Annotated in this window: 8 protein-coding genes; 3 read left to right on the top strand and 5 right to left on the bottom strand. The window is 69.9% G+C overall.

All coding sequences use genetic code 11. The annotated features are described in order from the left end of the window. The first annotated feature begins 164 nt into the window (after nucleotides 1-164). Nucleotides 165-803, top strand: coding sequence for a Dps family protein (locus ACFWFI_RS15910; RefSeq protein WP_387389907.1), 639 nt, complete (start codon nucleotides 165-167; stop codon nucleotides 801-803). A gap of 63 nt (nucleotides 804-866) precedes the next feature. Here ACFWFI_RS15910 and ACFWFI_RS15905 read toward each other — a convergent pair whose 3' ends face one another. The 5 genes from ACFWFI_RS15905 to ACFWFI_RS15885 all read right to left on the bottom strand — a co-directional run bounded on the left by ACFWFI_RS15905 (nucleotide 867) and on the right by ACFWFI_RS15885 (nucleotide 8,474). Beyond that, nucleotides 867-2,438: a GMC family oxidoreductase gene (locus ACFWFI_RS15905; protein WP_387389904.1), complete on the bottom strand. Its 1,572-nt coding sequence runs from the start codon at nucleotides 2,436-2,438 to the stop codon at nucleotides 867-869. 35 nt (nucleotides 2,439-2,473) lie between these two features. Continuing rightward, entirely contained in the window at nucleotides 2,474-4,069 is a 1,596-nt protein-coding gene (locus ACFWFI_RS15900; protein ID WP_387389902.1) for an APC family permease, read from the bottom strand. After that, nucleotides 4,066-5,535: an aldehyde dehydrogenase family protein gene (locus ACFWFI_RS15895; RefSeq protein WP_387389900.1), complete on the bottom strand. Its 1,470-nt coding sequence runs from the start codon at nucleotides 5,533-5,535 to the stop codon at nucleotides 4,066-4,068. The genes ACFWFI_RS15900 and ACFWFI_RS15895 overlap by 4 nt, the downstream gene beginning before the upstream one ends. A gap of 273 nt (nucleotides 5,536-5,808) precedes the next feature. Continuing rightward, nucleotides 5,809-7,182 (bottom strand): ricin-type beta-trefoil lectin domain protein, encoded by a 1,374-nt coding sequence (locus tag ACFWFI_RS15890; protein ID WP_387389945.1) that lies wholly within the window; start codon nucleotides 7,180-7,182, stop codon nucleotides 5,809-5,811. 11 nt (nucleotides 7,183-7,193) lie between these two features. Then, on the bottom strand, nucleotides 7,194-8,474 hold the full coding sequence (locus tag ACFWFI_RS15885; RefSeq protein WP_387389897.1) for a ricin-type beta-trefoil lectin domain protein: 1,281 nt from the start codon (nucleotides 8,472-8,474) through the stop codon (nucleotides 7,194-7,196). 309 nt (nucleotides 8,475-8,783) lie between these two features. Here ACFWFI_RS15885 and ACFWFI_RS15880 point away from each other — a divergent pair, with 309 nt between their 5' ends. Together ACFWFI_RS15880 and ACFWFI_RS15875 are read left to right on the top strand one after the other, a co-directional pair. Next, nucleotides 8,784-9,638, top strand: a complete 855-nt coding sequence (locus ACFWFI_RS15880) for a hypothetical protein (RefSeq protein ID WP_387389894.1) — start codon at nucleotides 8,784-8,786, stop codon at nucleotides 9,636-9,638. 442 nt (nucleotides 9,639-10,080) lie between these two features. Next, nucleotides 10,081-11,826: an RICIN domain-containing protein gene (locus tag ACFWFI_RS15875; protein ID WP_387389892.1), complete on the top strand. Its 1,746-nt coding sequence runs from the start codon at nucleotides 10,081-10,083 to the stop codon at nucleotides 11,824-11,826. The last annotated feature ends 20 nt before the right edge of the window (nucleotides 11,827-11,846 follow it).

Below are 11,846 nucleotides of genomic sequence, written 5' to 3'. Positions count from 1 at the left end.
CGGTCGCCGTCCGACGAATCCCTGACGGCGTACGCGGGTCCGCCATGCGGTCCCGGGCCGGTTTCCGCAGGGCTGGTCAAGTGGTGTCGGCCGCGGACGTGCGTGGCTTCATGAGTCGGGCGGGCAGATCAGTGGCGTAGACCGTCCCCCGTCGCAGGAGCATCATGTCGCCTCAGAGTTCCACCCCGCGCTACACCGTTCCCGGCCTGAGCACCAAGGAAGGCGGGCGGTTGATCGAATTGCTGAGCATGCGTCTGCACTCGCTCAACGACCTGGCGCTCACGCTGAAGCACATCCACTGGAATGTGACCGGCCCCCACTTCATCGCCGTCCACGAAATGCTCGACCCGCAGACACTGGCGGTCCGGGACATGGCAGACGCCGCGGCCGAGCGCATCTCGGCCCTGGGGGGCGTACCGCACGGAACCGCGGGCGTGCTGGTCACCGAGCGGACGTGGAGTGACTACAGCGTGGGGAGGGCCGATGCGATCGCCCACCTCGGCGCACTGGACCTCGTCTACACCGGCATCATCGAGGACCACCGGAAAGCCGCGGCGAAGGCGGCCTCCGTCGACCCGGTCACCGAGGACCTGCTCATCGAGCACCTCCGTTCCCTGGAGCAGTTCCAGTGGTTCGTCCGTGCCCACCTGGAGAACAGCGCCGGGGCTCTCGCCACCACGGATGCCCGCAGCGAAAAGCAGGCCGCCGCCGCGGCCGGGACGTCGCGCCCGATCCCGGCGAAGCAGACGGCCAGCCCCAAGCGCACGGCCAAGAAGCCCGCCACGACCAAACGCGCAAGGTGACTCCTGCGGGGTAGTTCACCCGGCCGGTGGCCGGCGCGCGCAGCCGACGGCGCACGACGCGGCTCAGTCCCGGTCCGCCCGGATCATGTCCGCGCACTTCTCGCCGATCATCATCGTGGTGATGCACGGATTGACGGCGGGCAGGAACGGCATCACGGACGCGTCGGCCACCCGCAGACCCCGCACCCCCTTCACGCGCAGCCGTGGATCGAGGACGGCCTCCGGGTCGTCGGTGGCGCCCATCCGCACCGTGCCCGCCGGATGGTAGACCGTGTTGTGGGTCTGCCGGATGTAGTCGAGAAGCTCCGCATCGGTCCCGGCCTCCTTCCCCGGCGCCAGCTCCCGCCCGGCCCAGGAAGCCATGGGCGCCCGGGAGGCGATGTCCCGCGCGAGCCGCAGCCCGTAGGTCATCACCCGTACGTCGTGCTCGTCGGTGAAGTAGCGCGGGTCGACCCGCGGCTTGTCACGGAAGTCACGGGTACGCAGCCGTACGGTGCCCATGGAACGGGCCCGGGTCACGTTGGGCGTGAGGCAGAAGGCGTTCTCGGAGGTCGGGTAGCCGCGCCGGTAGGTGTTCATGTCGAAGGGCACGGACCCGTAGTGGAACATCAGGTCCGGGCGGTCGAGGCCCGCTTCGGTGTCGGCGAAGATGCCGATCTCCCACCACTGGGTGGAGGTGGTGACCATGGGCTGCCTCGCCTCCCACATGATCACGCCTTCGGGGTGGTCCTGGAGGTGGGCGCCGACGGCCGGCGAGTCGACCCGGACCTCCACACCGGTCTCGCGCAGATGTTGCGCCGGGCCGATCCCTGAGAGCATCAGCAGCTTCGGCCCGTCGATCGCGCCGCAGGCCACCACGACTTCGCGGCGTGCGCCGACCGTACTCGAATGGATGAGGTCGGGCGTCAGGTACTCGACGCCGGTGCACCGCTGTTCGGCGTCGAGAACCAGTCGTTTGGCCTGCAGCCCCGTGCGTACTTCGAGGTTCGGACGCTTCCCGAGGATCGGGTGCAGGTAGGAGACGGAGGCGGACGAACGCGTCCCGTCGGCGCGGGCGTTGATCTGGAACCAGTGCGCCCCCCGGGTGACCGTCGTGCCGGTGTTGAACGGCGTGGTGGGGATCCCTGCGTCCGCGCAGGCTTCCAGCAGAGCCGCTCCGCAAGGGTCGTTCGGCGGGATCGTGCGGATGGTCACCGGTCCACTGCGGCCGTGGTGGTCGCCGGGCGCGTCGTTGGTCTCCAGCCGCTTGTACAGCGGGAAACAGTCCGCGGCGCTCCAGCCCTCGCACCCCAGGGCGCCCCATTCGTCGAGGTCCTCGGCCGGTGCCCAGAACGCGATGCAGGAGTTGTGCGACGAGCAGCCGCCGAGGACCTTGGCACGGGCGTGCCGCATGAAGCTGTTGCCGTTGTCCTGCGGCTCCACCGGGTAGTCCCAGTCGTAGCCGGATTCCAGGAGCCCCATCCACCGGTCGAGCCGGAGGATGTTCTCGTCGCCGACATCGGAGGGACCGGCCTCCAGTACGCAGACGGTGACGGACGGGTCCTCGGACAGCCGGGCGGCGACGACCGCGCCGGCCGTACCCCCGCCGACCACCACATAGTCGAATTCGTCCCTCGGCCGGCTCTCAGCGGACATCTGTGTCTCCAGGAATCAGGGGGTACGGGCCAGGGCTACGCGGACGGTGGGGCGGGCTCCGCCGGGTCCTTCACTTCGGTGCGGTGGCTCTCGAGAACGCCGGTCCTGTGCCGCTGCACGAACCAGTAGTAGGCGAAGCCGCCGAGCCCGACGATGCCGATGAAGACGAACGCGCCCCAGCGCAGGTACCAGTGCTGCGGCCCCGTCGCGTTGTAGACCTCGGCGCGCGGCCAGGCCAGGTTGAGCGCCATGCCCGCGCCCCACAACACGGCGAGGATGTTGATCGGGAGCCCGAATCTGCCCAGGGTGAAGCCGCCTTCCGCGCAGTGCCAGGCGCCCCGTAGCCGGCGGATCAGCATCGGGGCCGTGACCATCAGATAGGCCAGATAGATCATGATGACGGCGATGCTGGTGATCACCGAGAAGATCTGCGGCTGGTTGATGTTGATCACCAGGATGACGACGCCCACCACACCGATCACGACAGCGGGCACCACGGGGGTCTGGAAGCGGGGGCTGACCCGGGCCAGGACCGAGCCCGCGGGAAGGTTGTTGTCCCGTGCCATCGCGAACATCAGCCGGATCCCCGCGGCCTGGACTGCGAGCACGCATACCGTGATCGCGACGACCACACACCACAGGAAGATCTCGCCGATGGTCGAACCGAGCGTTTCCAGCACCACGTACTGCAGGCCACCCGTCGACAGCTCCTTCGCGGCCAGGTCCGGCACGGCCAGCAGCGCGAAGAGCAGGATCAGACCGCCGATGAGGAACGAGGCGATGAGGGCCCGCAGGATCGCGCGGGGTGCGTTGCGGCTCGGGTTGTGCGACTCCTCGCCGAGCGACGACGCCGTGTCGAAGCCGTACATCACGTAGGCGGACGCGAGCGAAGCGGTCAGGAACGCGCCGAAGTACCCGAGGGTCCGTCCCTCGCCCAGACCGTACGTGTCCGTCAGGACGCTGCTGGGCCCGCGGGTGATGTGTGCGGCCAGGAAGACGATCAGGGCGACGGCGGCGATCAGCTCGATGAACACACCCGCGCTGTTGATCCGGGCCATGAGCTGGACACCGAAGGCATTGATCAGGGTGGAGAAGAGGATCAGCACCGTGCCGAGGAGGACGGCGTTCTTCGCCGCGTCGTTCTTGCCGGTGCCGTCGCCGATGAACTGGAACCAGTCGTCGATCTGCGGCAGCGTGATCTGATAGGCGAGAGCCACGGCGGACAGCGAGACCATGGTGGCGGTCATCATCATCCAGCCGCCGAGCCAGCCGATGTGCGGGCCGCCCATGCTCTTGGCCCAGTTGTAGATCGAGCCGGCCACGGGGTAGCGGGCGGCGAGCTCGCAGAAGCACAGGGCGACCATCAGCTGGCCGACGAAGACCATGGGCCAGGACCACCAGTAGGCCGGGCCGCCGAAGCTCACGCCGAAGTAGAACAGCTGGAAGGTGCCGGTCAGGATCGAGATGTAGCTGATGCCCGCGGCGAACGTGTGGAAGTTGCCGAGGGTGCGCTTGAGTTCGGGCTTGTAGCCGAGCTCGGCGAGCGAATCGTCGTCGTGGCTGCCGTCGGCCCGGGTACCGGGAGGCGGCGTGCCCGCCGGGTCCGGGCTCGTCGGTTCGGAACGGCTCATTCGAACCACCTCTGCGGCCGTGCTGCGGTGTTGCGCCAGATGTGCTTGGCCTCCTGGTACTCCGCGAGACCGGCCGGGCCCAGCTCGCGGCCCACGCCGGACTGCTTCATCCCGCCCCACTCGGCCTGCGGCACGTACGGATGGAAGTCGTTGATCCACACGGTCCCGGCGCGCAGCCCCGCGGCCACCCGGTGGGCGCGCTCGCCGTCCTGGGTCCAGACGGCCCCGGCCAGCCCGTAGACGGTGTCGTTGGCCAGAGCGACGGCATCCGCCTCCTCCCGGAACCGCTCGACGGTCAGGACCGGGCCGAAGGACTCGTCCCGTACGACCGACATGTCCGGGGTGCACTCGTCGAGCACGGTCGGCAGGTAGTAGAAGCCCTTCCGCAGCGCCGGGTCGTCCGGCCGGGCGCCGCCGCAGCGCAGCACCGCACCCTCCGCGAGACCCGCGGCCACGTAGGCCTCCACCTTGTCGCGATGCGCGGCCGAGATCAGGGGCCCGCTGCGGGCCTGCTCGTCGAACGGACCGCCCAGCCGGATGTCCTGGGCGCGCCGTACGAGTTCGTCGACGAAGGCGTCGTGCAGCTCGTCCTGCACGAGCAGCCGGGCACCGGCCGAGCAGACCTGCCCTGCGTGCAGGAAGACCGCCATCAGCGCGTAGTCCACGGCGGTGTCGAACTCTGCGTCGGCGAATACGATGTTGGGGTTCTTGCCGCCCAGTTCCAGCGCGATCTTCTTCACCGTGGGTGCGGCCGCCGCCATGATGAGCCGCCCGGTGGCCAGGCCGCCTGTGAAGGAGACCATGTCGACGCGCGGGTCCGAGGTCAGGGGCGCGCCCGCGGTGGCTCCGGCCCCGAGCACGAGGTTCGCCACCCCCGACGGCAGACCGGCCTCGGTGAGCGCCTTCATCAGGAGGACCGCGGTGTGCGGTGTCAGCTCACTGGGCTTGAGGACGAAGGTGTTGCCCGCCCCGATCGCGGGGGCGACCTTCCAGGCCGTCTGCAGCAGCGGGTAGTTCCAGGGCGTGATCAGGGAGCAGACTCCGACCGGTTCGTGCACCACTCTGCTGTCGACCCCGCTGTCACCCGTGTCGACGACCCGGTCGGTGCCGCCGGATGCGACCAGGTTCCCGAAGTAGCGGAAACAGTTCGCGATGTCGTCCATGTCGTACTCGCTCTCCACGAGCCGCTTCCCCGTGTCCAGGGTTTCGGCTCGGGCGAACACGTCCTTGTCCCGTTCCAGCAGGTCGGCGACGCGCAGCAGCAGCCGGCCGCGCTCCGCGGCGGGCGTGCCCGGCCACGGCCCCCGGTCGAAGGCCTCGCGTGCCGCGGCCACCGCCCGGTCCGCGTCCTGCGGCCCCGCCTCGTCGACGACGGCCACCGGCTCGCCGTCCGCAGGGCAGCGGATCTCACGCGTTCCGCCCTCGACGGCGGCGCTCCACCGGCCACCGATGAACAGCTCAGGCATGGCGTCCCTCCGGGCTCGCACGAGGAAGGGGGAGGCGGTGAAGCCGACCGTGCCGAGCTCGCCACCCAAAGTAAGCGCCCGGCGGCACCCCCGCGCGGCGAGTGACCCGTAGGGCCCAGCTTTCACCCGCTCGCCCATCCGGGGCGGACCGAGCCCTGCGCACCGTCCGGCCCCGCTACCCGCACAGCCCGCGGAGCTGCCCGCGCCCTCGCCGCGGTGTGCACGGCGAGGGCGCAGGAGGACGGGGCTTCGACGGAGTGCCCGGCGGGTGGGTCAGCCCGTGTAGGGGGCGAAGACCCGGGTGAAGTCCCACGGTTGCTGGGAGACCCCCGAGCAGGTGTCGGCTCCTCCCCCGGTGCACGGCCGGTCCCGGTTGACCGACCAGAAGGTCAGCCGTGCGAGGTGGCGCTGCTGTGCGTAGGCGAGGATGGTGCGGAAGTCGGCCACGGTCACCGTCTCGCCGTTGTCGGTGATGCCGTTCATCGAGGAGATTCCGGTGTGCCGGTAGGCCTGGTCGTCCGAGTACCCGTAGGCGTTCTTGACCGCGGTCTTGAGACCCTCGGCGGCGCGGACGGTGAGCTGGCCCATGTTCTGGCCGGCGCCGCCGAAGTTGAACGGCATGATGGTCCAGCTGTCCACCGTGAGTCCGGAGGCCGCGGCCTTGCTGATCAGGCTGCTGTCGGGGCCGTTCTGGCCGGTACCGAAGGTGACGTACAGCTTGATGCCGGGGTTGTTGGCCCTGACGGTCTTCAGCGCGTCGACCGTGCGCTGCTGGACGGCCGGACTGTCGTAGGCCGCGGCCTCGATGTCGATGTCGATGGCCTTCAGCCCGTAGGCGTTGATGACCTTCTGGTACGCGGCGGCAAGCTCGCCCGCACTGGAGCAGGAGCTTTCCAGCTTGTTGCCGCTCCAGCCTCCGAAGGAGGGAATGACGTCACCGCCGGCCGCGCGCACCGTATTGACGGTCTGCTGGTCGACGCCGCCTGTCAGCGGCCGGCTGCCGTCCCACTGGGGGTTGCAGTAACCGTTGCTGAGGACGAAGGCGAGGGTGAACCATTTGACGCCGGTCGCGTTCATCACGGTGGTGGGGCTGGGCGGGCTGCCCCAGCCGTTGTAGAGGTACGGGGCCACGGCCATGGCTCCCGGTCCGGGGGTTCCTCCGCCGGCGCTCGGCGCGGTCCACTTCTGCTGGGCGGTTCCGGTGCAGGTCCAGATCTGCAACCGGGTGGCATTCGCGCTGTTCCCGCCACTCACGTCCAGGCACTTGTCGGCCTGCGGATTCACGATGTCCCGGGCAGCCGGCGTCGCCCACTCCTGAGCCGCCGAACCGTTGCAGTCCCACAACTGCACCGGAGTCCCGTCCGCCGTACCACCCGACGCCACGTCCAAGCACTTCCCCAACGCCCGGATCGTACCGTCAGCACCCACCGACCACTGCTGCGCCGCCGTACCGTTGCAGTCGTACAACTGCACCGCCGTACCGTTCGCCACCGCACCAGCCGCGACATCCACACACTTGCCCGCCAGACCGGTGATCTGGCCGGTGGCCGTCGCGGCGCCGCTCGCGGGGGTGGCGGCCAGGCCGGTGAGAAGGGCGGCGGTCACGGCCACCGTGCTCAGCAGGCCCCGGATCGCGGGTCTCACCATCGGCGTCGCGGTCACCGGGTCACCGTCCACTTCTGCTGGGCGGTTCCGGTGCAGGTCCAGATCTGCAACCGGGTGGCATTCGCGCTGTTCCCGCCACTCACGTCCAGGCACTTGTCGGCCTGCGGATTCACGATGTCCCGGGCAGCCGGCGTCGCCCACTCCTGAGCCGCCGAACCGTTGCAGTCCCACAACTGCACCGGAGTCCCGTCCGCCGTACCACCCGACGCCACGTCCAAGCACTTCCCCAACGCCCGGATCGTACCGTCAGCACCCACCGACCACTGCTGCGCCGCCGTACCGTTGCAGTCGTACAACTGCACCGCCGTACCGTTCGCCACCGCACCACCCGCGACATCCACACACTTGCCCGCCAGACCGGTGATGGGTCCGCCGCCACCCGGCTGGCCGCTGTCGGTACTGACGCGGACGTAGTCGACGAGGAGCTGCTGCGGAAGGACCGTGCTTCCGTCGGGGTCGCCGGGCCAGTAACCGCCGACCGCGAGGTTCAGGATGACGAAGAACGGCTTGTCGAAGACCCACTGCTTCCCGCCGAGGTCTGCGGGGGTGCGCCGCTGGTAGACGGTGCCGTCCACGGACCACGTGATGGCGTTCGGGCTCCAGTCGACGGCGAAGGTGTGGAACGCGTCGGCGAACGCCTGGCCGCCGGGCAGGCTGTAGCCGGCGCCTATGCCTCCGCTGCCGGAGTAGCCGGGCCCGTGCAGGGTGCCGTGGACGGTGCCCGGTTCGAAGCCGACGTTCTCCATGATGTCGATCTCACCGCTGTTGGGCCAGCCGACGCTGCCGATGTCGGCGCCCAGCATCCAGAACGCGGGCCATATGCCCTGACCGCGCGGGATCTTCATGCGCGACTCGACACGGCCGTACGTGGTGGTGAACTTGCCCGAGGTGTTCAGCCTGGCAGAGGTGTACTCGCACCGCCCGTACCAGCACTGGTAGTTGTCCGGGTTCTCCTTGCGTGCGGTGATGACCAGGTGGCCCTGGCCGTCGAGAGCGGCGTTGCGGTTGCCGGCTGTGTAGTACTGCCGCTCATGGTTGTTGACATTGTCGCCGGTCTCGATCTGCCACTTGCCGGCGTTGACGGCGGAGCCTGCTGCCCCGTCGAACTCGTCGGAGAACGTGACGGCGGCCGGTGCGGCTGCCGCAGTGGTCTGCGCGGCGGGCGAGGTCACCGGCGTGGGCGCGCTCTGCGCCAGTCCGGTGGACAGCGTGGCCAGGCCGAGCGCCATGACGAGGGACATGACCAGACGTCGAGGCGGACGTGGGGAACTCATGCCTTCTCCCTTCGGGGAGCGTGGGGGACTGACGTGCGCATGTCAGACTTGTACGCATGTCGGATCCGAGCGAGTCGGGCAGGCACCACATCGAGCACGCCCGTACACCCCGTGCCGGCAGGGCAGGGGGACGAAGGGGCGGAAGCACTTAGTTCACTACGTGATTTAAGGAATGAACGCCGAGCCTGTCAAGAGGTTGGTATAGACCGGAGCTGCGTACACCTCTTGACGCCCGAGCGGCGCAGGCGCCGACACGGAGCGATTCGGATCAGCCCTGGGTGCGACGATGGCCGGTCGAATCGTGGAGACTTGAGAAGCTGGGCGGCTGCCGCTGCCAGTGGAAGCGTCACAGCCGACGCACGGGAAGCGCGACAGAGGCGTCACGTCCTGCTGAAGCACCGGACCGAGGCCGACGAGGGGGACACGATCAACATCGCCGAAACGGGCCGGCACCCGCTGGACTCCACCAGTGTGATGAACGCGAAGGAGACCCTCCTCGAGCTCCTGGGCCGCGTAGGAGTGTTCCGGGGGGAAGCCGAGGAGCTGATCGCGCTCGTGGAGGCAGGCGCGGTCGCAGACGCGCACAGTGAGGTCGGGAAGGCGGAGGCCGGCCGTGCAGACGTCGGGGAACCGTACGGCATCGGCTGGCACGACGGCGCCCGAGCCGTGAGCGACGAACTCGCCCGCGTCGCCGAGCGAGCCCTCGAGCGCGCCATCGGCCCGGCGATGTCCGACTCTACGGGCGCCGCCGCACGGGGCCGTCACCCTGTCGGGAGGGTGGACGTGGAGCGTGCGAAGGTCGCCGTGATGCCGCTCTATCTCGCGTTCAGCGACACCTCGGACCTCGACCCCGAGGTGTCGGACGAGGTCCTCACCGCGGTACTCGGCACGATGAGCGTCGTCGGGCGGGTCGGATACGCCGGACAGCTGGCGCAGTTCACCGAGTCCCATCACGAGCGGCTGGACCAGCTGTACGCGCAGTACGGGCCACGCAGCCGCATCGCCGTCCACGGCCGCTACTCCCTACTGCACTCCCCCACGAGCATCGCCGTACTCGAACGCCTGACCGCCGCACCGTCGGCTCTCCAGGCGGAATGGGAGCACGCGGAACTGCCGCCCGCATGGCTCGAAGGACTCACGACCGCCTGGCGCGACGAGGGCTGATCCGGTATCGGCGCACGGCACGCCGAGGGTCCCCGAACGCCCGGACGATGCGCGGCACGACCGGTGCGACGGCGAACTCCATCACCGCGCCGACGACGAAGAGCACGATGCACAGGCTCGGTTGCCGCCTCGCGTCGCCGCCCAGTACCCCGCAGTCGACTGATCAGCGGCCTGAGCGCGGTCGGTCGGCGCGGGGCCGGAAGGCGCCCCGGAAACCGGCGGTCTCTCCTCTCGCCGCACGTACCGGGAATCAGATACGTGCGCCCCGGCCACTTCCCGCCCCGGCACGGGTGTGCCACAGTCGGGATCCGCACCAATTTACATCGATGTACATGTCAGGGGCATGACTACCTGCCCGACGTTGCCCGATGTCGCCCGAACCGCCGCGGGGGCCGCCTCCCCAGGCCACCGCTTTCCGTCACCCGAGGAGAGGAACCCGCTGATGCGCATGCGCCGACCACGACCTCATCCCCACACCTCACCAGGGAACGACCGGCCCTCCGGCGCTGCGGCGTCCCGCGCCCGGACCCCTGTGCGCCGGCTCCTGCTCTGCGTCGCAGGGGCGTTGAGCCTCCTGCTGGCCCTTGCTGCGCCTGCCGCAGCCGATGCTTCCCCAGGCGCCACCCCGAAGGCCACCACCTCCCCGGCCGCCGCGGCCGCCACGGGCACACCCCTGCGCGACGGGACCGGTCTGTATCCGCGCGCCCTCCGCCTCGCCCACAACGGCGCGGCAAACGGACGCGTGCTCGCGAGCGTCGTCACCTTCGACGGCAACAACGGCATCGGCGCGATCCACGAGAGCACCGACGGGGGCACGAGCTTCCGCGAGGTCGGCCGGGTCGCCGACCCCGAGTCCGCGGCGGGCCAAGGGCTCTGCTGCGCGACCCTGTTCGAGCTCCCGCGCCAGGTGGGCTCCCTGGCGCCGGGCACGTTGCTGTGGGCCTCGTCCGCGGGCCAGGACGAGCAGAACCGGCGTATGGCGCTGCGCATCTGGCGCAGCAACGATGTGGGCCGGACCTGGTCCTACCTCTCCGCCTGTGCCACCGCGAGCGGCACCGGTGGCCTGTGGGAACCGGAGTTCTCCGTGGCCGCCGACGGGGCGCTCGTCTGCCATTACGCCGACGAGACGGACCCCGCCCACAGTCAGAAGCTGGTGGCGTCACGCAGTTACGACGGCGTCACCTGGCAGGGGCACCACGACACCGTGGCCAGCAGCTGGGCCCCGGACAGACCGGGCATGCCCGTGGTGCGCAAGCTGCCGGACGGCACGTACTTCATGAGCTTCGAGATCTGCAACCCCGGCGGCCAGTACCAGTGCGTGGTGCACTTCCGGACTTCGGCGGACGGGTGGGACTGGGGTGCCCCGACGGCCCTGGGCACCCGCCCGGAGACGGTCGACGGCAAGTACTTCCGGGCCGCTCCGACCATCGCGTGGGCTCCGTCCCCCGGCGGCGGGCCGAACGGCCGGATCCTGCTGGTGGGCCAGCGGCTGCTCAACCGGGACGGCACCCCCGCGGCGGACAGCGGCCGTACGGTTCTCGTCAACACGGAGAACGGCAGCGGCCCCTGGTACGAGATCGAGTCACCCGTGCGGGTGACCGATCCCGCGGTGAACTACTGCCAGAACTACAGTTCCCCGCTGCTTCCGTCGGCCGACGGAACTCGGCTGCTGCAGATCGCGACCGACTGGGACGGCTCGGTGTGCCGCCCGTACTTCGCGACCGGCTCCGCCACCGGAAGCGGTGACGCGGCCGGAGTGGTGGACGGTGCGCTCTACCGGCTGCGTAACGCCGGCAGCGGGCACTGCCTCGACGTGGCGGCGGACTCCCGTGCGCCGGGCGGCAACGTCCAGCAGTGGACCTGCAACGGCCTGGGGCCACAGGACTGGACGCTACGCGCTCGCGGGGACGGCCACTTCACCCTCACCGGCCGCAACAGCGGGTACTGCCTCGATGTGGAGAACGGTTCCACCACGCCCGGTGCGAACGTCCGGCAGTGGTACTGCAACGCCCGGCCGGCCCAGGACTGGCGTCCGGAAAACGTCGGCCGCGGCTACTTCCGGCTCGTTTCCCGGTCCAGCGGTCAGTGCCTCGACGTGGCCGGGGGCTCCCGTACGCCGGGCGCCAACGTCCAGCAGTGGACCTGCAACGGTCTCCAGCCGCAGATCTGGCAGCTGGAGCGGGTCTGACGGCACATCGGAGCCGGTGG

The sequence above is a fragment of the Streptomyces sp. NPDC060209 genome, assembly GCF_042728155.1.
Lineage (GTDB): Bacteria > Actinomycetota > Actinomycetes > Streptomycetales > Streptomycetaceae > Streptomyces.
This window is presented reverse-complemented; position numbering and strand designations above follow the sequence as displayed.

What these genes read in the sequence shown, in the direction of transcription:
- ACFWFI_RS15910 (WP_387389907.1), top strand. Translation starts at nt 165, where the DNA reads ATGTCGCCTCAGAGTTCCACCCCGCGCTACACCGTTCCCGGCCTGAGC.
- ACFWFI_RS15905 (WP_387389904.1), bottom strand. Translation starts at nt 2,438, where the DNA reads ATGTCCGCTGAGAGCCGGCCGAGGGACGAATTCGACTATGTGGTGGTC.
- ACFWFI_RS15900 (WP_387389902.1), bottom strand. Translation starts at nt 4,069, where the DNA reads ATGAGCCGTTCCGAACCGACGAGCCCGGACCCGGCGGGCACGCCGCCT.
- ACFWFI_RS15895 (WP_387389900.1), bottom strand. Translation starts at nt 5,535, where the DNA reads ATGCCTGAGCTGTTCATCGGTGGCCGGTGGAGCGCCGCCGTCGAGGGC.
- ACFWFI_RS15890 (WP_387389945.1), bottom strand. Translation starts at nt 7,182, where the DNA reads ATGGTGAGACCCGCGATCCGGGGCCTGCTGAGCACGGTGGCCGTGACC.
- ACFWFI_RS15885 (WP_387389897.1), bottom strand. Translation starts at nt 8,474, where the DNA reads ATGAGTTCCCCACGTCCGCCTCGACGTCTGGTCATGTCCCTCGTCATG.
- ACFWFI_RS15875 (WP_387389892.1), top strand. Translation starts at nt 10,081, where the DNA reads ATGCGCATGCGCCGACCACGACCTCATCCCCACACCTCACCAGGGAAC.